At 68.5% G+C, this 19,756-nt stretch carries 14 protein-coding genes, 2 pseudogenes and 1 riboswitch; of the genes and pseudogenes, 3 read left to right on the top strand and 13 right to left on the bottom strand.

Annotation, left to right across the window (positions count from 1 at the left end; translation table 11 throughout):
- Positions 1–276: 276 nt before the first annotated feature.
- The 7 genes and pseudogenes from ABZ641_RS09640 to ABZ641_RS09610 form a co-directional block, all read right to left on the bottom strand.
- Positions 277–1,650 carry an NAD(P)/FAD-dependent oxidoreductase gene (locus ABZ641_RS09640; protein ID WP_344626820.1) on the bottom strand — a complete coding sequence of 458 codons (1,374 nt, stop codon included), beginning with the start codon at positions 1,648–1,650 and terminating at the stop codon, positions 277–279.
- Positions 1,651–2,089: 439 nt separating this feature from the next.
- Positions 2,090–3,031 (bottom strand): Ppx/GppA phosphatase family protein, encoded by a 942-nt coding sequence (locus ABZ641_RS09635; RefSeq protein ID WP_359980438.1) that lies wholly within the window; start codon positions 3,029–3,031, stop codon positions 2,090–2,092.
- Positions 3,032–3,168: 137 nt separating this feature from the next.
- Positions 3,169–3,678 (bottom strand): annotated as a pseudogene (locus ABZ641_RS09630) (DUF501 domain-containing protein); the annotation flags it as partial.
- Positions 3,675–4,109: a septum formation initiator family protein gene (locus ABZ641_RS09625; RefSeq protein WP_344626822.1), complete on the bottom strand. Its 435-nt coding sequence runs from the start codon at positions 4,107–4,109 to the stop codon at positions 3,675–3,677. The pseudogene ABZ641_RS09630 and the gene ABZ641_RS09625, both read right to left, overlap by 4 nt.
- 104 nt (positions 4,110–4,213) lie before the next feature.
- Positions 4,214–5,500 (bottom strand): phosphopyruvate hydratase, encoded by a 1,287-nt coding sequence (gene eno, locus ABZ641_RS09620; protein WP_030270828.1) that lies wholly within the window; start codon positions 5,498–5,500, stop codon positions 4,214–4,216.
- 204 nt (positions 5,501–5,704) lie between these two features.
- Positions 5,705–6,535: a transglycosylase family protein gene (locus tag ABZ641_RS09615; protein WP_359980435.1), complete on the bottom strand. Its 831-nt coding sequence runs from the start codon at positions 6,533–6,535 to the stop codon at positions 5,705–5,707.
- A gap of 4 nt (positions 6,536–6,539) precedes the next feature.
- Positions 6,540–6,705: riboswitch (cyclic di-AMP (ydaO/yuaA leader) on the bottom strand.
- 212 nt (positions 6,706–6,917) lie between these two features.
- A complete protein-coding gene (locus ABZ641_RS09610; protein WP_359980433.1) occupies positions 6,918–8,207 on the bottom strand; it encodes a cytochrome P450 in 1,290 nt (429 codons plus the stop codon).
- A 262-nt stretch (positions 8,208–8,469) separates the two neighbouring features.
- Between ABZ641_RS09610 and ABZ641_RS09605 the strand changes: the two genes are divergently transcribed.
- The gene (locus ABZ641_RS09605) at positions 8,470–8,898 is read left to right on the top strand and encodes an SDR family NAD(P)-dependent oxidoreductase (RefSeq protein WP_263103896.1); all 429 of its coding nucleotides are present in this window, start codon (positions 8,470–8,472) and stop codon (positions 8,896–8,898) included.
- On the opposite strand, the gene ABZ641_RS09600 is transcribed toward ABZ641_RS09605, so the two are convergent.
- Together ABZ641_RS09600 and ABZ641_RS09595 are read right to left on the bottom strand one after the other, a co-directional pair.
- Positions 8,856–9,848, bottom strand: a complete 993-nt coding sequence (locus ABZ641_RS09600) for a MazG family protein (RefSeq protein WP_359980430.1) — start codon at positions 9,846–9,848, stop codon at positions 8,856–8,858. The two genes, ABZ641_RS09605 and ABZ641_RS09600, sit on opposite strands and share 43 nt — an antisense overlap.
- On the bottom strand, positions 9,830–11,209 hold the full coding sequence (locus ABZ641_RS09595; protein ID WP_359980428.1) for a glycosyltransferase: 1,380 nt from the start codon (positions 11,207–11,209) through the stop codon (positions 9,830–9,832). The genes ABZ641_RS09600 and ABZ641_RS09595 overlap by 19 nt, the downstream gene beginning before the upstream one ends.
- Before the next feature lie 381 nt (positions 11,210–11,590).
- On the opposite strand from ABZ641_RS09595, the gene ABZ641_RS09590 reads away from it, so the two are divergent.
- Positions 11,591–12,394 carry a beta-glucanase gene (locus tag ABZ641_RS09590; RefSeq protein ID WP_359980425.1) on the top strand — a complete coding sequence of 268 codons (804 nt, stop codon included), beginning with the start codon at positions 11,591–11,593 and terminating at the stop codon, positions 12,392–12,394.
- 13 nt (positions 12,395–12,407) lie between these two features.
- Here the strand turns inward: ABZ641_RS09590 and ABZ641_RS09585 are convergent, their stop codons facing one another.
- The 4 genes and pseudogenes from ABZ641_RS09585 to ABZ641_RS09570 all read right to left on the bottom strand — a co-directional run bounded on the left by ABZ641_RS09585 (position 12,408) and on the right by ABZ641_RS09570 (position 18,827).
- Complete coding sequence (locus tag ABZ641_RS09585; RefSeq protein ID WP_344626209.1) at positions 12,408–12,656, bottom strand: hypothetical protein; 249 nt, start codon at positions 12,654–12,656, stop codon at positions 12,408–12,410.
- A 343-nt stretch (positions 12,657–12,999) separates the two neighbouring features.
- A complete protein-coding gene (locus tag ABZ641_RS09580) occupies positions 13,000–13,407 on the bottom strand; it encodes a hypothetical protein (RefSeq protein WP_344626208.1) in 408 nt (135 codons plus the stop codon).
- Between the two features lie 976 nt (positions 13,408–14,383).
- Positions 14,384–14,470 (bottom strand): annotated as a pseudogene (locus tag ABZ641_RS09575) (glutamine synthetase); the annotation flags it as partial.
- Between the two features lie 655 nt (positions 14,471–15,125).
- A complete protein-coding gene (locus ABZ641_RS09570; protein ID WP_359980422.1) occupies positions 15,126–18,827 on the bottom strand; it encodes an NACHT domain-containing protein in 3,702 nt (1,233 codons plus the stop codon).
- A 546-nt stretch (positions 18,828–19,373) separates the two neighbouring features.
- Here ABZ641_RS09570 and ABZ641_RS09565 point away from each other — a divergent pair.
- Positions 19,374–19,756: hypothetical protein (locus ABZ641_RS09565; protein ID WP_359980419.1), on the top strand; the 383-nt coding region annotated here is incomplete at its 3' end.

The raw sequence follows: 19,756 nt of genomic DNA, 5'->3' as shown, positions 1-19,756 counted from the left end.
CCCGGCACCGAGGAGGTGCCGGGGCCCTGCGGCGTTCCCGGGCCTGCGGCGTTCCCGGGCCTGCTGCGGCCCCGCGCCCCGGGCGCCGGTCGCCCCGCGGACGGGCCCGGGCACGCCGAAGGCCCCCGCCCGGTTACGGCGGGGGCCTTCGGTCACTTCTGTACTCCGCCCGACTCGCACGGCCGGCTGAGCACCACGGAGGTCGTGGTCCGGCCACGTTGCCGGGCGGAGGGCCTCCGACTCATCCCCGGCCTGCTCGGCCGGGGCCACAGTCGCTTACTTGCTGGTGGCCAGCTCCTTCTCGACGGCCGGCTTCGCCTGGGCCGGGATCGGCTTGGCGGGGCCGGCGGCCTCCTGGAACGCCTCGAACGGCTTCTCCATCTCGGCGAGGCCGACGGTCTCGCGCTTGAGGAACATCGCCAGCGTCCAGTCGGTGAAGACCCGGATCTTGCGGTTCATGGTCGGCACCCGGCTGCCGTGGTACAGGCGGTGGAACCACCAGGCCGGACGGCCCTTCAGCTTGTACTTGCCGAAGAGGATCGCCACGCCCTTGTGCAGGCCGAGGCCGGCGACCGCACCGAGGTTCTTGTGCTTGTACTCCTTCTGCGGGAAGCCCCGCATGCCGGAGACCACGTTGTCGGCCAGGACGAGCGCCTGACGGACCGCGTGCTGGGCGTTCGGCGGGCACCAGGCGCCCTCGCCGACGGCGAGGTCCGGCACCTGGGCGTTGTCGCCGGCGGCCCAGACGTAGTCGAAGCCCTGGACCTGCAGGGTCGGCGCGGTGTCCACGTGGCCGCGGGGGCCGAGCGGGAGGCCGAAGTTCGACAGCACCGGGTTCGGCTTGACGCCGGCCGTCCAGACGATGGTGGAGGCGTCGGCCTCGACACCGTTCTTCAGGACGACGTGCTGGTCGACGCAGGAGTCCATCGAGGTCTCGATGTAGATCTCGATGTTGCGCTCTTCGAGCTTCTCCTTGGTCCACAGACCGAGGTCCGGGCCCATCTCCGGGAGGATGCGGTTGGCCGCCTCCACCAGGATGAAGCGCATGTCGTCGCGGCTGACGGTCTTGTAGATCTTCGCCGCGTCGCGGGCCATGTCCTCGATCTCGGCGATCGTCTCGACACCCGCGAAACCGCCGCCGACGACCACGAAGGTCAGGGCCTTGCGGCGGACGTCCGCGTCGGCGGTGGACTCGGCCTTGTCGAGCTGCGCCATGACGTGGTTGCGGAGGCTGATCGCCTCCTCGACCGTCTTCATGCCGATGCCGTGCTCGGCGAGGCCGGGGATCGGGAAGGTGCGGGAGACCGAGCCGGTGGCCACGACCAGGTAGTCGAAGGGCAGCTCGTACGAGTCGCCGGCCGCGGGCTGGATGGTGGCGACCTTGCGGGCGTGGTCCACACCGGTGACAGCACCGGTGAGCACCTCCGCCTTCTTGAGGGCGCTGCGCAGCGGCGCGACGAGGTTGCGGGGCGCGACGTTGCCGCCGGCCGCCTCGGGAAGGAAGGGCAGGTACGTCATGTAGGACCGCGGGTCGACGACCGTGACGGTCGCCTCCCCGTAGCGCATCTTCTTGAGGATGCGCATCGCGGCATACAGGCCGACGTAACCACCGCCGACAATGAGGATGCGAGGACGCTCCGTGGTGCTCATATCGGAAAGTATCCACCCCCATCTGACGGGCACTTCGTGAGGCCCGTCACAAGCCTCTGGACACCCCCTGCTACACTGCGCGCCCGCATTTCGGGGGTGTGGCGGCCCGCTCACGGCGGCGGGGGGTGCGGAGTGATGCCGCGGGGGGTCACGGCCCTGTTGAGCAGCAACGATCCCGGTGGCGCCCGAGTTCCCGGGCGGAATTTCGAATCCATCGGCCATCGGCGAGCCCTGCCTGCGATCCGCTGGCTGAACACGGAGGGCGACCTTCGGTCCCACATAACGGACGGAGCGGACACCGGAGTGCGTCGAAAGGCTGGTCGGCCATGTGAAGAAATTCACGAAGGTTCTGGCGACACACCGCGCAGCAGGCGGCCCCGGGCGCCTGCCGGGTGGCATCGCGGCGCTCCGGGGCCGTTCGGGTAAGCCCCCGCAGTGGTCAGCGGGCAATACTCCAGGCGATGCCGTCGAGGATGTCGTGCTCGCTGACGACCACCTCGGCGGCGCCGGTGCGCTCCATGATCTCCAGCAGCACGAGGGCGCCGGCGGCGATCACGTCGGCCCGGCCCGGGTGCATCACCGGGATCGCCATCCGCTCGGCGTGGGTGGAGTGCAGCAGCCGGGTCGCCGTCGCGCGGACCTGCTCGACGTCCAGCCGGGCGTGGTGGATCTTCCCGGAGTCGTACTCCGGGAGGCCCAGGACGATGCCGGCCACGGTGGTGACGGTGCCGGCCAGGCCGACCAGGGTGGCCGCCTCGGTGAGCGGCACCGTCTCGGCGGCGGTGTCCAGCGCGGCGAGGATGTCGGTCTTGGCCCGGGCGATCTGATCCTCCGTCGGCAGCTCGGCGCCGCCGAAGTGCCGCTCGGTCATCCGGACGCAGCCGATGTCGACCGAGCGGGCGGCCTGCACCTCGTCACCGCCGAGCACGAACTCGGTGGAGCCGCCGCCGAGGTCGAAGACCAGGTACGGGGGCTTGAGGGAGCCGCCGGTGAGCTCCTTGGTGGCGCCGGTGAAGGAGAGCCGGGCCTCCTCGTCGCCGCTGACCACCTCGGGGACGACGCCGAGGATGCCGCGCACGCCCTCGGTGAACTCCGCGGCGTTCTCGGCGTCGCGGGAGGCGCTGGTGGCGACGAAGCGGATCCGCTCCGGGCCCACCCCGTGCGCCGCGACGATCTCCGCGTACTCGCGGCAGGCGGCGAAGGTGCGCTCCAGGGCGTCCGGGTGGAGCCGGCCGGTGGAGTCGACGCCCTGGCCGAGCCGGTTGATGATCATCCGGCGGTCGAGGTCGGCGATCTCCCCGGTCGCCGGGTCGAGGTCGGCGATCAGCAGCCGGATCGAGTTGGTGCCGCAGTCGATCGCGGCGACCCGGGTGGCGGTCACTGGTCCTCCTCCTCGGCGCGGGCGCGCTTGGCGGCGCGCTCGGCGGTCTTCTGCTCCTTGGCCGCGATGACCGCGGCGTGGTCCTGCTCCTTGGCCCGGTTGCGCAGGACCCGCTCGCCGGCCGCCTCGACCTCGGCCGGGGAGACGCACGGGCCCTTGGCCCACCAGTCCTCCAGCATGCCGATGGCCTCGTCGCCGAGCGGGTTGACGCCCTCGCCGGCCGCCAGCGAGTGGCCGACCAGCACGTGCAGGCACTTGACCCGGTCGGGCATGCCGCCGGCGCTGGGGAAGCCCTCCAGCACCTCGATGGCGTCGCGGCGGGCGATGTAGTCCTCGTGGGCCGCGCGGTAGGCGGCGGCGAGCTCCGGGTCCTCGGCGAGGCGGGTGCTCTGATCCTTCATCACGCCGTCGGCCTCCAGGGTGCCGATCAGCGAGGCCGCCTTGGGGCAGGTCAGGTAGTAGAGCGTCGGGAAGGGCGTGCCGTCGGGCAGCCGGGGTGCCGTCTCGACCACGTCGGGGTTGCCGCAGGGGCAGCGGTGGGCCACCCCGCGCAGCCCGCGCGGGACCCGGCCGAGCTGGGCGGCGATGGCGGCGACGTCGGCGTCCGACACGGTGCCGTCGGTGGCGGGGTGCTGTTCAGAGGTCATGGCGTGCTGTCTTCGTGAGGAGCGGGCGTCGAGTCGGCCAGGTCGACCGACTCGAGGACGGTGGTGTACCAGGGCTTGGCCGCCCTGACCGGGCCGGTGGGCAGCGCGTCGGCGGAGGCCGGGCCGGGGGACGCGGAGGGGTCGACCGAGACGAACGGGGTCTCGCCGGGCATCGCGAAGTGCAGCCGCTCGCGGGCCTGCGCCTTCACGTACTCCGGGTCCTGCCAGCGGGCCTTCGCCCGCCGGAGCTCGTCGACCTGCTGCCGGGCGTGCTCCGCCCTGGCCCGCTGGTCGGCGATCTCCGAGCGCTGCGTCAGGAACTGCCGGGTGGGGTAGGCGAGTATCGCCACCAGCGAGCACAGGACGAGCACGAGCACGGTGGCGCGGCTGGTGAAGCGCGGACGCCCCGCCAGTCCCGGGATCTTCCACATCGCTCGTACCCCTCCTGCTCACGCCGGTGCCCCGGCCCCCACCCTACGGGGTGGTTGCCGGGGCACCGGTCCAGCGGCCGTGTGTCAGCGCGCGGGTGTCAGCCTCAGCCCTCGTACTTGTAGCGGGGGAACGCGCCCCGGCCGGCGTACTCGGCGGCGTCGTCGAGGATCTCCTCGATGCGCAGCAGCTGGTTGTACTTGGCGACGCGCTCGGAGCGGGCCGGGGCGCCGGTCTTGATCTGGCCGCAGTTGGTGGCGACGGCGAGGTCGGCGATGGTGACGTCCTCGGTCTCGCCGGAGCGGTGCGACATCATGCAGCGGTAGCCGTTGCGCTGGGCCAGCTCGACGGCGTCCAGGGTCTCGGTGAGCGAGCCGATCTGGTTGACCTTCACCAGCAGCGCGTTGGCGGTGCCGGTCTCGATGCCGCGGCGCAGGCGCTCCGGGTTGGTGACGAACAGGTCGTCGCCGACCAGCTGGACCTTGTCGCCCAGCTTGTCGGTCATGGCCTTCCAGCCGTCCCAGTCCGACTCGTCCAGCGGGTCCTCGATGGAGACCAGCGGGTACGCGGCGACCAGCTCGGCGTAGTAGTCGATGAGCTCGGCGGAGGAGATCGCCTTGCCCTCGAAGGTGTAGGCGCCGTCGTTGTGGAACTCGGAGGAGGCGACGTCCAGGGCGAGCGCGACGTCCTTGCCCGGGGTGTAGCCGGCCTTCTTGATGGCCTCGACGATGAGGTCGAGCGCCTCGCGGTTGGAGTCCAGGTTCGGCGCGAAGCCGCCCTCGTCGCCGAGGCCGGTGGACAGGCCGCGCTCCTTCAGCACGCCCTTGAGGGTGTGGTAGACCTCGACGCCCCAGCGGACGGCCTCGGAGAAGGACTCCGCGCCGATCGGGGCGATCATGAACTCCTGGATGTCGACGTTGGAGTCCGCGTGCGAGCCGCCGTTGAGGATGTTCATCATCGGGACGGGCAGCACGTGGGCGTTGGGGCCGCCCAGGTAGCGGAACAGCGGCAGGTCGCTGGCCTCGGAGGCGGCGTGCGCCACGGCGAGGGAGACGCCGAGGATCGCGTTGGCGCCGAGCGAGGACTTGTCGGGGGTGGCGTCCAGGTCGAGCATGGCCTGGTCGATCAGGCGCTGCTCGGTGGCGTCGTAGCCGACCAGCTCCGGGCCGATCTGCTCGATGACGGCGAGGACGGCCTTCTCCACGCCCTTGCCGAAGTAGCGGTTCTTGTCGCCGTCGCGAAGCTCCAGGGCCTCGAAGGCACCGGTGGAGGCACCGGACGGGACAGCGGCACGACCGGTGCTGCCGTCGTCGAGGCCGACCTCGACCTCGACCGTGGGGTTACCGCGGGAGTCGAGGATTTCGCGGGCTACGACGACATCAATGGACGGCACGAGGCATCTCCTAGCGGAAGCGGATGAGGGTCGTTACGACCAGAGCCTAACCGCACGGGCCCACCGGGCCGTGCCGCGCATGGCCCTGTCTCACCGTGTGGCCGGTCTACTCGCCGGTAGTTCACCTGAAGGACCACAAAACCGGCCGCCCGCCCGCGGGTGCCGCCCCGCGGGCGGACGGACCGTTCGTACCGTGCCGGACCGTCAGGCCAGGCGCAGCTGCTGGCCGGGCAGGATCAGGTCCGGATCGGCGCCGACGGCCTCGCGGTTGTTCGTGTACAGCTGCTCCCAGCCGCCGGGCAGCCCGTGCGCGGCGGCGATGCCGGACAGCGTGTCGCCCTCCTGCACGGTGTACTGCTCGCGGCCGAGGGAGGGCACCGGAACGGCCTGCAGGGTGCGGGCGCCCTCGTCGGCGCCGTCGTCGGCCGGGTCGGCCGGGTCGGCCGGCCCGGTGGGCGCCGGCGGCAGGTGGCGCTCGTAGACCTCCTGGTGCGCCGTCCAGTACCACTGGTCGTCCTTCTGGTACCAGTACACGCCGGAGTCCGCGTCGAAGCCGCCGCGGCCGGGGAACTGCGGCGACGGCGACGACGGGGCCGCCGGGGCCGCCGGGGCCTGCGTCCGTCCGGTGCCGCTGCGCGTCCCGCCGCTCCCGGCGGACGCGCGGGTCAGGCCGGCGCGTTTGGAACACACCGGCCACGCGCCGGGCCCCTGGGAGGCCAGCACCTTCTCGGCGACGGCGATCTGTTCGCTCTTGCTCGCCTGGTGGGCGAGCGGGGCGTACCGGGCGCCGCCGAACCCCTTCCAGGTCCGGGCGGTGAACTGCAGCCCGCCGTAGAAGCCGTTGCCGGTGTTGATCCTCCAGTTGCCGCCGCTCTCGCACTGGGCGACCTTGTCCCAGATCGAGACGGGGGCGGCATGGGCTCCGCCCGCGGTGAGCAGCGGCAGGGCGAGGCCGACACCCGTGACACCCGCGACGGCGACCGCCTTCTCGGCGGACGTCCTGCGGCGGTGGCGGCCAGGTCCGGTGAAGAGCATGGGTTGTCCCTCTCCGAACGCCTGCGAGGTGAGCTGTCGGGTTCGGACCGGGAGGCTGGCCCGGCCGCGGCCGCAGGAGGGGCCCTGCTGACGCGGCTTCACCCCTAGCCGTGGGGACGGCGACGAACGTGGTTCCCCCGCCCCTGTCCTGGGTCTCGGTCGTGAGGCCCGGGCACGGCGGACAGGATTCGGCGTTGCCGTGCCGGGGTCCGCGGCTGCGGACTGTTCGGGAGAGTAAGCAGATCGAACGACCGATCACAAGCTCATATCGCGGGTATCACGGAGCAATTACGGAGAGCCGATAATCGCCCACGAACGATGCAGGTTTCTCCTGATTGACGAGTGTTCAGATCCGACCGGATCCGACCGGTGCGACACACCGTCAGACCGTGTCGCGCCGCCCGGACGGCCCTGCCGGGGTGAAGGCGACCGGCAGCTCGCGCAGGCCCCGCATGATGAGGCCGCCGCGCCAGCGCAGGTCCGCCGGGTCGGCGTCCAGGGCGAGGTCCGGCAGCCGGGTCAGCAGCGTCGCCAGGGCGGCCCGGCCCTCCAGGCGGGCCAGCGGGGCGCCGATGCAGTAGTGGATGCCGTGGCCGAAGCCCAGGTGCGGGTTGTCGGCGCGGGCGAGGTCCAGGGTGTTCTCGTCGGAGAACCGGGCCGGGTCGCGGTCGGCCGCCGCCAGCACCACCAGCACCGGGTCGCCGACCGGGATCTCCACCCCGCCGATCGTCAGCGGCCGGGTCGCGAACCGCCAGGTGGCCAGCTCCACCGGCCCGTCGTAGCGCAGCAGCTCCTCGATGCCGGTCTCCAGCAGGCCGCTCTCGCCGCGTGCCACCGACTCCTGCAGCAGCGCCCGCTGCCCGGGGTTGCGCAGCAGGGCGTGCAGGCCGTTGCCGATCAGGTTGACGGTGGTCTCGAAGCCGGCGAACAGCAGGATGAAGGCCATCGCCGCGGCCTCGTTCTCGGTCAGGTGCTCGCCGTGGTCGCTGGCCCGGATCAGCCCGGAGATCAGGTCGTCGCCGAGGTCGGCCCGCTTGCGGTGGATCAGCTCCGCCAGGTACGTGCGGATCCGCTTCACGGCCCGGCCGACGCCGCCGCGCTGCCCGCCGGGCTGGCCCGGCTTGGTGTGTCGCAGCATCATGCCGGCCCAGTCCCGGAAGTCGTCCTGGTCCTCCGGCGGCACGCCGAGCAGGTCGCAGATCGCGTAGATCGGCAGCGGGAAGGCGAACTCGTGGATCAGGTCGGCCGTGCCGCGCCCGGCGAAGGAGTCGATCAGCCGGTCGGTGAGCTGCTGCACCCGCGGCTCGAACTCCGCCACCCGGCGCGGCGTGAACGCCTTGGAGACCAGCCGGCGCAGCCGGGTGTGGTCCGGCGGGTCGATGTTCAGCAGGTGGGTCATCAGGTCGGCCTGCCGCTCGCCCGGGATGCCGACCCTGCCGGAGCGGTGCGCCTGCTCGCTGTGGTGCACCGGGTTCTTGGAGAGCCGGGCGTCCGCGAGCGCCTGCCGGGCGTCCGCGTACCGGGTCACCAGCCAGGCGTCCACCCCGCTGGGCAGCGTGGTGCGGTGCACCGGCGCGTGCTCGCGCAGCCAGGCGTACGCGGGGTAGGGGTCGGCGGCGAACTCCCAGGTGAAGAGTTCGGGTCGGTCGTCGGGTCGGGGGGTCTCCGGCATGCCCCGACCGTATCCGCTGCCGGGCGCCCCTCCCGACGGTGCCCGACCGGCCCGCCCGGCCCGCGCGGGCGCCGTCGGGAGGCGCTGCCCGAGGGCCCGTGCGGGACGGCCGGATCCGATCGGCCCGGACGGGCGTGAGCCTGGTCACCTGGGGGGTAATCCCTGTTGCGGAGGGTCGCGAGGTGCCTACGATCCTCCGATAACCGTGAGGGCGGACGTGCGGAGCCGCCCGCGGGGTGTCGTGCTCAGAGAGGAGCAGGCCGTGCGAGTAGCCGGGGCAGTGGTCGTCATCGCCGTACTGAGCGGGGGCGAGGGGGCCGACCTGGCCCGCCGCTTCGCCGCCGCGGGCGCCGCGGGCATGCTCGTCGCCGATCTGCGCCCGGGTGTCGCGGAGGACCTCGCCACCGAGCTCGACCGCCCCGGCTGCCCGGTCGTCGGCGTCAGCGGCGACGTCCACCAGCCCAGCGACGTCGCCGCCCTGGTCGACACCGCGAGCAAGCACCTCGGCCGGATCGACCTCTTCGCCGTCGCCGGCCCGCACGGCGAGCGGATCGTCTCCTTCGCCGACCTGGACGACAACCTCGCCCCGCTGGCCGAGCTGCTCGCCCTGGTCGGCGAGGCGATCAGCGAGGTCGTCCCGCCGCAGCGTCAGTCCGACAGCCCCTCGGCCGTCCGCACCGCCGTCCGGTAGCGCCGCGCGGCACCGCGCAGCGCCGCGTCGACGTCCACGCCGGCGTCGTAGGCGCGCTGCGCCACGGCCAGCAGCAGCTCGCCGACGTTCTCCGCGGTCAGCTCCCGCGGCAGTTCGTACGGGGCGTCCGGCACGGCGGTGAAGCCGGCCCGGCGCACCCGGGACACCAGCTTGGCCGCGTACGCGAGGGCGGGCAGGCCCGACGGGACGCCGTCCAGCACCGACTCCCGCTGCTTCTCGGCGGCCTTCAGCTGCTCCCAGTTGGCCTCGACCTGGTCGGAGCCGGTGGCCTCCACGTCGCCGAAGACGTGCGGGTGGCGGTACATGAGCTTCTCGACGATGTCGCCGGCCACGTCGTCGACGGAGAACGGGTCCTCCGGGTGCTCCTCGGCGATCCGCGCGTGGAAGAAGACCTGCAGCAGGACGTCGCCGAGCTCCTCGCGCAGCGTCTCCCGGTCGCCCTCCTCGATCGCCTCGACGAGCTCGTACGCCTCCTCGACCAGGTACTTCACCAGCGACTCGTGGGTCTGCTCGGCGTCCCAGGGGCAGCCGCCGGGCGAGCGCAGCCGGTCCATCACCGAGGCGAGGTCGAGCAGCCGCGCGCCCGGCAGGTCGTACGAGCCGGGCAGCAGCTCGATCTCGGGGACGCTGCCCGCCTCCTCCACCGCGAGCCGGGCCAGGGCGTCGGTGAGGCCCGGGTCGCCGTCCGGGCTGCCCAGCCAGACCACCGGGGCGGCCTCGGCCAGCATCCGGGCGAGCGCCGGAGCGGACGTCCGCTCGACGGTCTCCACCTCGACGCCGGCCTGCCGCAGCGCGGGCAGCTGCGGGTGCTCCGGGTCGGCGGCCAGCACCCGGCCGGCCGACCGCAGGGCCTCCCAGGCGGGCCAGGACAGCAGGCCGGGGGCGACCCGGTGGGTGGTGGTCAGCAGGATCAGCTTCGGAGTCTCCACACCCCCGAACCTACCGTCCCTCGGCGGCGCCCCGACGCGTCCCGCCGGGCGCCGCGGGCGGACCGGTCAGGCGGACGGCGCGCGCTGCGGCAGCCAGTCGGTGGTGCTGTCGACCAGGGCGATCTGCTGCGGGTCCCAGCGGCCGTAGCGGGGGTTGACCTCGACCTTGAGCTCCCGGCCGGCGTCGGCGAGGGCCTTGCGGACCACGGCGTCGCCCTGCTCGGTCCGGGCGTCCTGGCCGGCCGCCGAGGCGATCTTCTTGATGCCGATCTGCTGCCGGTAGAAGCCTCGCCGGAGCCGAGCAGGCCGAGGGCCCGGCGCCGGCGGTCGGAGATCGGGGTGACGACGGTGCGCCGGCGCTGGCGGCCCGTCCAGGAGACCAGGTGCCGGCCCAGCACCCATTCGCGGAACATCACCCAGAGCGCGAAGGCGGTGCCGAGCGTGCCGACCAGCAGGTAGGCGGGGTAGCAGGCGAGCGCCCGCCGCACGCCGAGCTGGAGGCTCGCGGTGGTGAGGGTGACCGCCGCCATGACCAGGAACCACGAGCCGAACCAGCGCACCGCGTCGAACTCGGTGAACCCGGTGGCCAGGTGGTAGAGCAGCGAGACGTAGCCCGCGGCCAGCAGGGCGCTGTCGACCATCATGGCGCCGAAGACCTTGGTGAAGCCCCAGCTGCGGAAGAACAGGCCCTTGTGCTTGTCGATGGCCTGGGCCCAGCCGGAGGCCCAGCGGTGGGTCTGGGCCCAGTACTCGCGCCAGCCGCGGGGGTCGCGGACGGCGACGAACTCGCCGCGGACGAAGCCCGCCGGGCGTCCGTGGCGGTTCATCTTGAGCGCGAGTTCGACGTCCTCGCAGAGGCTGTCGGCGGACCAGCCGCCGACCGCGCGCAGGTCGTCCACCCGGTACAGGCCGGCCGAGCCGGAGAGCACCGCGACCCAGCCGTGCCAGGTCTCGACGATCCGGGAGATCCGGTGCGCCGAGGCCCACTCGACGGCCCGGGAGCGCTGGAAGAGCCCGGTGCTGCTGTGCGGGGTGACCGACAGGCAGACGCCGCCGTAGCCGTGCTCGTCCATCACCCGCAGGCAGGTGTCGAAGACCTGCCGGGAGGCGAAGTAGCCGTCGGCGTCCAGCAGCGCGACATGGCTGGTGGTGACCCGCTCCAGGGCGTGGTTGAGCGAGCGGGGCTTGCTCGCGAAGCCGACCTCGATGACCTCGGCTCCGCATTCCGCGGCGATCCGCGCCGTCCCGTCCGTGCACGAATCCGCAATGACGAGGACTTTCTGCGGCGGCACGCTCTGAGAAAAGGCGGATTCCACCGCGATCGCGATGAAATCCGCCTCGTTGTGTGCCGGAATCAGCACGGTGACCGAATGCGTCACCGGCGTGCGAACCACTTCACCGCCGCGCCGACCGCGGTGGTCGCACCCCCGATGGCCAGCATGGCGAGCGAGGCGACACCGGTATGGGCGAGTCCGTACATTCCCTCTGCCTCCTTTGTTGTTCCGCCCGCGGACGGGTTCCGCCCGACGGTTCCGGCCGACCGGGGAGATGGTGCGGGCCGGTGAATGAGTCAGATGTACCACGCAGCCGTCTGCTGTCAGCTCATCACACAGCACAGTCGCCGCGACTCTCCGTCAATTCATCCGGTCAGCTCTGGATACGGGCATCCGCCGGGCCGACCGCGCATCGTGAAACCACCGGAGCCCCGCCGTCAGCCGGACGGCCGCCGGTCGAGGAGGGACATGCACCCGCTCCATCTGCTGCTGGCGGCCGCGCTCGCCGCGGTCCCGGGCGGCGCCCACCGCGCCGTCCCCGCACCGAGCCGCATCGTGTTCATGGACACCTTCGCCACCCTGGACGTCGGCCCGGGCCGCACCTGGGGCTGGCAGACCGCCGCCTACTCCCGGTGCACCGACAGCAGCGACAACCCGAACGCCTGGAAGCTCGACCGGCTCACCACCGCCGCGCTCTCCACCGCGTCCGGCCACCTCGTCATCACCGCCACCCCGCGGCCGGACGGCGCCTGGAACACCGGGCTGCTCACCACCGGCGACTCCTGCGGCTCCGGCGGCGACAGCGTCCAGGTCCGCACCGGGGACTTCCTGCTCGCCCACATACGCCTGCCGCAGGCCGACACCGGCACCTGGCCCGCACTGTGGACCTGGCGCGACGGCCACAACGAGGTCGACGTCTTCGAATGGCACGCCGACCGGCCGGAGAACATCGAGTTCGTCAACCACGTCCGCAGCGGCGACACCGTCTTCACCGCGCCCTACGTCGGCGCCGGGAAGTGGATCTACATCGGTGCCAGGTTCGGCGCCGACAACACCACCTGGTACATCGGCACCGACCGCAACCGCCTCACCGCCGCCTTCGCCGACCACACCGGTGTCGGCCCCGACTTCGCCGCCTACTTGATCCTCAACCTGTCGGTCAGCGACGGCGCCTTCCACTCCCGCCCGCCGGGCAGCACCCCCGCCACCCTGGAGTCCGACCTGGTGATGATCCAGCGGCCGGCGCCGGTCGGCCTGCCCGACGCGCCCTGACCGGCCGCGGCGCCTACGCCACCTGGAGGCAGTCGCGCCCGGACGTCCCGGCGCTCGACAGGTACGTCCCGGCGGATCCGCCCCCGGCGACGCTCAGCAGCTCCATCCCGTGCCGGCCGCCCGGGCCGTAGCCCAGCGCGGTGAGCCTGCGGCAGAGCTCCGAGGCCTGCGCGTGGTCGGCGCCCGCCACCGCGCTCACCATCAGCGAACGGCGGGGCAGCCCGGACGGCGAGGGCTGCACCAGCACCGTCCCGTGAGCCACGCCCGGCAGGCAACGGACCTCCTCCGGGACGTCCTCCACCACCGCGCCGGGCGCCGTCTCGGCAGCCGGCTCCTCCGAAGCCCCCGGCGCGGCCGGCGGCGCGCACGAGGGCCCCACCGGGACGGGGGCCGGCCGACCGGAGTCCGCCGCGGCCTCCCCGTCCGCCCCGCACCCCGTCACCGTCATCGCCACCAGCCCGGCAGCCGCCACGGCCGCCCACGCCAGTCCCCGCACGCGCATTCCCCGCCCCCGAGCCCGTTCGAACCAGCGATGATCATATCGACGCCGGTGCGGTGTGCTCGGACGTCGCACCCGGCGGCCCCCGCCACCGGCCGGGCGGCGCCTACTGCCCCGCCCACCGCCGAAGTCTCGCGACGGCGTCCGCCTTCGCGGCAGCCGCTCCGGACGTCTCCCCCCGGCTCGCCACGAAGGCGCTGATCGGCGTCCACCGCATCCGCCCCGCGGGCGGCCTCCATCTGACGGCGGGAAAGCCGGTGATCCCGACGACGTACTGCCGGGGGATCACCCGCGTCCACAGGTAGCCCCGCACCGTGAGGTGGCCACCCCTGCACGTCACGCCCAGCCGATAACCCCGTACCCCGAGGACCGCCCCACCGACCACGACCACCCCGGCCACCAGGCGCGACAACCCACCGGCGGCCTCCACCGCGTACACGAGGCCCCCGATCGACGGCACCAGCCCGAGCACGGCATTGGCGACGCGGTTCACCCCCGACGGTGACAGCTCCATGATCCTCCCGCCCTTCGTCCGCACTCGGAGGGTTCCCGCCGTGGGGATTCCCCGTGCCCACCACCCGGCGTCCACCGCACCGCCGTGACGCTCCGCAGCTACCTCCGCCGCGCCCTCCGACGAGTCACGACCACCAGGCGCACGGCGTAGAACGCGACGAACAGCACCGGCAGCACCTGCTGTGGTCTGCGGCTACAGCACCTGCAGGTTCTTACGGAGCAGGCTGTCCTTGACCTGCTCTGATGCCGTCAGCATCTGTCAGCACCGGTTGCTCGGCCCACCTCACACGGCCCGTAGTCCAACTCCTGCTTTAGGAGCACAGGCGTCAGCCACTTGGACTGACCTGGCCCGATACACGCCAGTCGGGAGGCCAGCCAGGCCGCGCCAGCGCCCGCGGTTCCGCTGTTCCCCGCCTAACCGGGCACGGCTGTGGCACGCCGCTCCTAGACCTTGTGGAAGAGCTCTGGAGGTACGTCGGGCGGCATGGCGTTCGTGAGCGTCACGTACGCCGGCCCGTACGGTGTCTCAACGCACCAGTGTTCCCATTGGTCCAGCTCGTGCGAGATGTATCGGCGCATCAGACTGCGGAGCTGGTCCCACTCCGCGGCTGACAGGCGCCCTTCGGGTGCCACGTCATGATCCACCAGCCCCACAGTAGTGAGCCGCACTCAAGGCTGGAAGATGGTGGCTACTGCGGGATTGGCCCCCTTCGTCCCGAAGCAACCCGAGCAGGCCTGGGGCAGTACCGCTGACCTGCGCTAATAGTCTGCAACGTACGCAGTCGTCCGCCGAGGTACGGGTCCCGCTACAACGCGGGCGAGACACTCAACCCGACGGTGCGAGAGGGACACTCCTACCCTCATGGCCCACAGACGGCCCAGGAAGGACGAAAGCCCTGAAAACGCCTCTCGGGCCGGCGGATCGCATCCACCGGCCCGAGGGGCGTCGTACGCTGCAGGCCTGCTCCGGCCCGCGGTTACAGCACCTGGAGGTTCTTGCGCAGCTCGAACGGGGTGACCTCGGAGCGGTACTCCTCCCACTCCTGGCGCTTGTTGCGCAGGAACTGACGCAACGGAATGGCCGCCTGTGGGTTTGCACGGCAGACCACTCCTGACCTGCTGTGAAGCCGTCGCCGCTTGTCAGTGTCCGTCGCCCCCGGTTCCCCTCGCACGGCCCACAGACGGCCCAGGGCCAGACCCCTGCATTACACGGATTGGTGTTGGCTACAGGCCGGGGCCTGCGCGTGACCCACGCTGGACAGCTCTAGGGTTCCGCGCCTTTGGCACCCGTGATTGACCGTCACGTACCACCCGAACCGGCACGACTGTGGCACATAGCCTGTCCCTCGATGCAAGCTACTGGCAACGGGGTAGCTGAGGTCTCTTGTCGAGGCCTGCTAGCGCCCATCATCCGCTGGCGACCAACTGTGGTTGCCACGGTGGCTGTACCTCACTGCAGTACAGCCACCCGTCCGATGCCATACGGCTCTGTCTTCACTTCCCGCTGTCCGTGTATCGGCTGTGGTAATACCGCCCCAACCACAGCAGTTGCGGGATTCGCAGATCACCAAAAGCCTAAGCAAATATCCTTAACTACCGGCCACCAGGTACGAGTTCGATCACCGGGTGAGATACCCCATCATCACTCCCGAATGTCCTGCCACAGGATTCACCACCCGCTATCGTCTCGGCGTCCCGTTTGATCCACCCGACGACAAGCTAGAACCACTTCTGCTCCTCCGCGATTCTAAGAACCGGCCTGACATGCCCCCTGCGCCGGGCGAAGTTATTTTCGGCGGAGGTGAGCAGATTCGATGGCATGTCCCACGCCCTTTCCATTACCTGCTCCGCAAGCGAGCGCGACATTTTGAGCACCTTGGCATCAAATCTCGGACGGACGGGGAAAAACACCCCCGGACCATACTTGCGGTCAATCACAGATAGAAAATCTTGCTCGGAGATCGCATCCACAGAGAACCGCTCCCAGGCGTACTGAATGAGCAATCTTGCCAAAACCGGATCATCCTCAAACTTTCCCGAATTCAGCGCCAGGGCATCCTTCTCCACGCAAGGCTCCACCCTGTCAAAGAATAGCACTACCATGCGGGATCCATTTTTCCATGCATCCCTTGAGTGCAGATTGCTCGGAAGAATCTTTTGTGCCCTGCTGGAGAATCTGCGAGATACCTGGGTAAACTGCAGCAATACGTCGAAATGGTCTACAGAGATCGAATCAACAGCAGACGCAATGCTTCCTCGAAGCTGCATGATCACCTCGGCTTCTGCCCATGTGAACATGGTCGCAAGCCACACTGTCCGCTCAAGTTCTGAAGCAGCTGCGTCAAGCTGCGCCAACCACCATGCATCCTGCTTGCCTCGCCGCTTTGCGTTCCGCACCCGGTCGATGAAGGGGAAGGCAGGGTCAAACAGTCGATCAGCGCCCGCGCCGCGTTCCTTTTGCGAGCGCACCGCGCCCGCGGTGATCCCAATGCAATAGCTAGCCCAGCTTTCGCCAAAGCTTTCGTCGAGCAGTCGACAGAACTCTTTCCAGTGAGAAAGCTCTTTCGCCCCCCCGGATGAGCTAAAGGATTCCTCCATCAACGAACTCAGGCTCACAGTCGCAGCGACGGACGCAGAATTTGAAGACGGGAAATCCTTCACGTCGTGCAGCCGTGATGTCAGGTAGTTGATAATGGGAGGCGAGTCTCCCTCGGTAAACATCGACCAAACTGTCGGGTTAACCATGAACGAAAGAGTTCCCACGAACCCATCGGAAGTCGCCGTAAGCGGATCAGAAAGTACGTACAGGCTGGCTTGACGGCGAAGAATCTCGCTCGCAGCCTCAAAGTAGGCACCAGCTGCAACCAAATCGGGAATGAGCGGCATCAGGAATTCGTCATCCGCACCCAAATCGGCGATACCAATCGCGGGAAACACGTCCAGCCATCCACCAATTTTGATCCATGGCCTCCTGTCCCCTGGGTCCTTCCTAAGGAAATCCTGAAGCCACCTACCCTCGACATTAATAGAGGTGTTCGCCTTCTGCGCCATAATCACGGCGCATGCCGCCCGCGCGCGCTCACTAAATGGATCGGACCCAAGGATTTTCCACATCTTTTCAACCACGTACGAACCGCCGGCCTTGTCGACCAGGAAAAGATTAAGGTCGGAGCTATCGGCCATAATATATGATCGCGCCCTACGCTCCGCCCACCTGATTCCTGGCTTGTCGAAAAGACTGTCGAGGAGGCGCTCCGTAGCAGGCACAGACTGGAAGAACACCCAGTCCTGAAGCAATGCCAAGGCAAGCACGCGCGGATAGTTCATCCCTCGAAACTCGGGCTTGCCGCACAGAATCGCGACTCGCTCGGCCAAGTCAAGGAGCTCGCCCATCGTGAAGCACCCAGCAAAAAAGCGGGTAACGTTCAGCCAATACGAGTTCGGAGCAATACCATCGAATCTGTCTGGCTTCGTGCCACTCGCGGATTGCGTGGCAGAGATGTAGGGGGCAGTATCGTACAGGTAGCGCGCAGCAAAATACTCTCGAAGCGGCTGAACCTCGAACTCGTAAGTCCCCTCCACCCTCGATACGAGGGCGACGATACGGTCCATTCCAGTCAGCAAATCGTCCAGCAGCGCCTCGGGCTGGCGAAGCTCGCGCAGCCTGCTCCGCACTACGGCTTGAAGCTCATCCCGGTCAATTCGACCAGTTGTTCCGCGCCCTTCGGCTCTGGCATGAATGTAGAAGGCCAAGTGCTGATGAATAGAAATTAGGAGATTTCTATGCTCGCGCACAATTGAGCTCTTCTCCACCTCGCGATTAAAATATGACTCAACATAGGAATCGTATAGCTCTGTCCTTTTGTCGGGCAGACTCGGCCCCTTATGGAGAATCAAACTCAGCAGGATAGAGAGCTGCATTGTATTCTTTGCCAGCTCAGCCATGTGCGGCGCAGACATCTTTTGAGAAAGAATATCGCGAATCTCGGCAATGTCCGATGCTGCCAAATTTCGCGCCTGACCCCACCGGTCGGTATAGTTGAGTGCAATGTCCGGCGTGATTGCGGCAAGTTTCAGATACTGAAACCTCTGATGCGAGAAAGACGGCGCATTCGATACAGCGGTTGGCCGACTGGTGATCAGAACCCGAACCCTTCGAGAGTTCTGATTGAGTCGAACGATAGCGGCGCTGACCTCCTCCACTACTTTGCTTCGGTCCTCAAGGTCAGCAACCTCGTCAAGCGCGTCAAGAATGATAAATACTGGATACTCTTCAACCAGAAAAGCAAGATCGGACACGCTGAAGTCCAAGCCGCCGGAGTATCGCTCCACATGTGCCGCAAGTGCCCCTTCGAGCGATTTCTTGCCATCATGAAGAGTGTCGGATTTTCCGGACCAGGGATCAAACCCGTTCAGCCATGACGCCAAGTCACGGAGCTCAATCTTGAAGGGCATAAGAACGGCAGAGCTCGAGTGTGCCGGCGGGAGGTTGATGTCTTCCCGCTGCAATAGTCTGGCACGGTGAACCTGGGCAATGTACTGGGCCAAGGTTGATTTACCTTGGCCGGGAGCGCCCTCTAGTACGATCTGAGGGAACGTGTCAGAGAAATCTGCGTCTAGAAGAAGGTCGGCTCCCCCCATCAGGGGATATCGGCCGGTAGAGTATGCATGGTACCGGCGCGGCAGCCTCTCGGCGGCATCGACCCTTGCAGCGTTATAGACGTCGGCGGAGCTGACCACATGAACTCGGGATGTCGATTCTTCCTGATGAAGCCGGCGGTTAACCGCATGGGCGTAGTGCGCGGCTACCCCTTCATGGCCGTTATCGGGCCCCAGCATCGGCGCAAGTGGTACATCGACAAACAGGTCGAAGAGTGAACTAGGCAGCAGATGGGCCTGCTTGAACCTAATCGACGAATCCCGCTCGAACTGGTGGGCAAAATAGGAGATTAGCGCCCGCTGCCGGCGCCTGCGACTTTCCTCGGGCCCCATCCGCTCCACCACTAGACGGAGAAGATCGGTTCCAGAAAGCAGCGAAGGGTATCGAAGCTTGAGGTCGTAGTTTGTGTCGAGGCGCCTATCAAGGTCGTCCCTCCACCAGCACTGCGCTTCGATGGGGACGTTTTCTCTTAGGTAGCGGTCAACCTTGTCAATGGTCCCTGTATCAAGATTCGCACTAGGCGGAAGATTGGTGATCAAGAAGTATTTAGTGAATCCTCGATCCTTAAGCCGCTCGATCTTTTCCAGTTCCCCATCGATCGATTCTGCGATCCATTTGAACGGGTCCCTGATGCTCGCAGGCTTAGCTGTGAACTTAACTTGAAACACTATGTCTGAGTGGCCGCTGCTTCGGGCAGTTGCATCCCTGCCTCCATCGGCCATTCCCACAGGGAAGCACTGAACTCCGGGATACTCGTTCACCAGGAGAGATTGACACAGCATCTGGAATCGCTGATTAAGAAGCGATTCATAGTTATAGTCCACACCGGCTCCGCGCTAGGACCGCCTAAATGACCAAAGCGTACAGGGAACTCGGGTCACAGAGGGTCTGAACACAGAAAATCGAGAAGCTTCGACTTGTCGGGCTCCTGCCAACTTGCGGCCAGTTGGCTGGCCGACGCCCTGAAGCCAAAGGCAGTGGAGCGATACGGCCGGTCTCCTGTCCGGTCAGAGCCGGCTTGATCCGGAGACGGGCACTTGCTCACGATCTCTGACAAGCCAGTAGCAGGCGCGTATCTGGCGAGCTGGCCGCCGACAGCCCCTTGCCTTAGCAGCTCCTGGGACTCCGGGCACGCCCTTGGGTGGCAGGTCGTGTGCGGTGTCCGCCACCGCCCGCCCCTACTGGCGTAGCCCGTTGGCGTACATCAACGGGAGATGGGCGTGGAACGCACTCCCAGCAGCCACGGTCACAGCCTATGCTCTCCCGAGTTCTGGCCACCCGCGGCCGACGGATACACGGGGGAACGAGTGGACACCATCACTCAGTTAGTGACGATCGCAGCTGTTCTGCTGGGTTCGTTGAGCACGTACGCCGCGAATCAGCTCGTGGAGCGGAGCAAGCGGCGGGAGACTCTGCGCATTCGGTGGGATGAGAAGAAGCTCGACGCCTACGCCGAGTACATCGGCATGGTCCGCTCGTTCATTCACGCCAACGTGCTGCTCTATGAGGTCCGCGAGGGCATGCGCACCATGTCGCGAAGCGAGCACGACCTGACGATGGACCTCACCGACGCTGGCGCCGCACAGGCGGTCGCCTTCGAGCGGCTGATGCTGCTCGCTGGGGATGCCGTGGTCGACGCGGCCCACGCCGTGCAAGAGGCAACCGCGGCAGTCGGCTGGCAGGCCCGGGG

Source organism: Kitasatospora sp. NPDC007106, from assembly GCF_040634455.1.
Lineage (GTDB): Bacteria > Actinomycetota > Actinomycetes > Streptomycetales > Streptomycetaceae > Kitasatospora > Kitasatospora arboriphila.
Note: the sequence above shows the minus strand (reverse complement) of the source record. Positions and strands in the feature narration are given on the sequence as shown.

Bases quoted from the DNA above. Each gene is read 5' to 3' on its own strand.
- ABZ641_RS09590 (WP_359980425.1), top strand. From the start codon at position 11,591: ATGCACCCGCTCCATCTGCTGCTGGCGGCCGCGCTCGCCGCGGTCCCG.
- ABZ641_RS09625 (WP_344626822.1), bottom strand. From the start codon at position 4,109: ATGTGGAAGATCCCGGGACTGGCGGGGCGTCCGCGCTTCACCAGCCGC.
- ABZ641_RS09610 (WP_359980433.1), bottom strand. From the start codon at position 8,207: ATGCCGGAGACCCCCCGACCCGACGACCGACCCGAACTCTTCACCTGG.
- ABZ641_RS09615 (WP_359980435.1), bottom strand. From the start codon at position 6,535: ATGCTCTTCACCGGACCTGGCCGCCACCGCCGCAGGACGTCCGCCGAG.
- ABZ641_RS09580 (WP_344626208.1), bottom strand. From the start codon at position 13,407: ATGGAGCTGTCACCGTCGGGGGTGAACCGCGTCGCCAATGCCGTGCTC.
- ABZ641_RS09640 (WP_344626820.1), bottom strand. From the start codon at position 1,650: ATGAGCACCACGGAGCGTCCTCGCATCCTCATTGTCGGCGGTGGTTAC.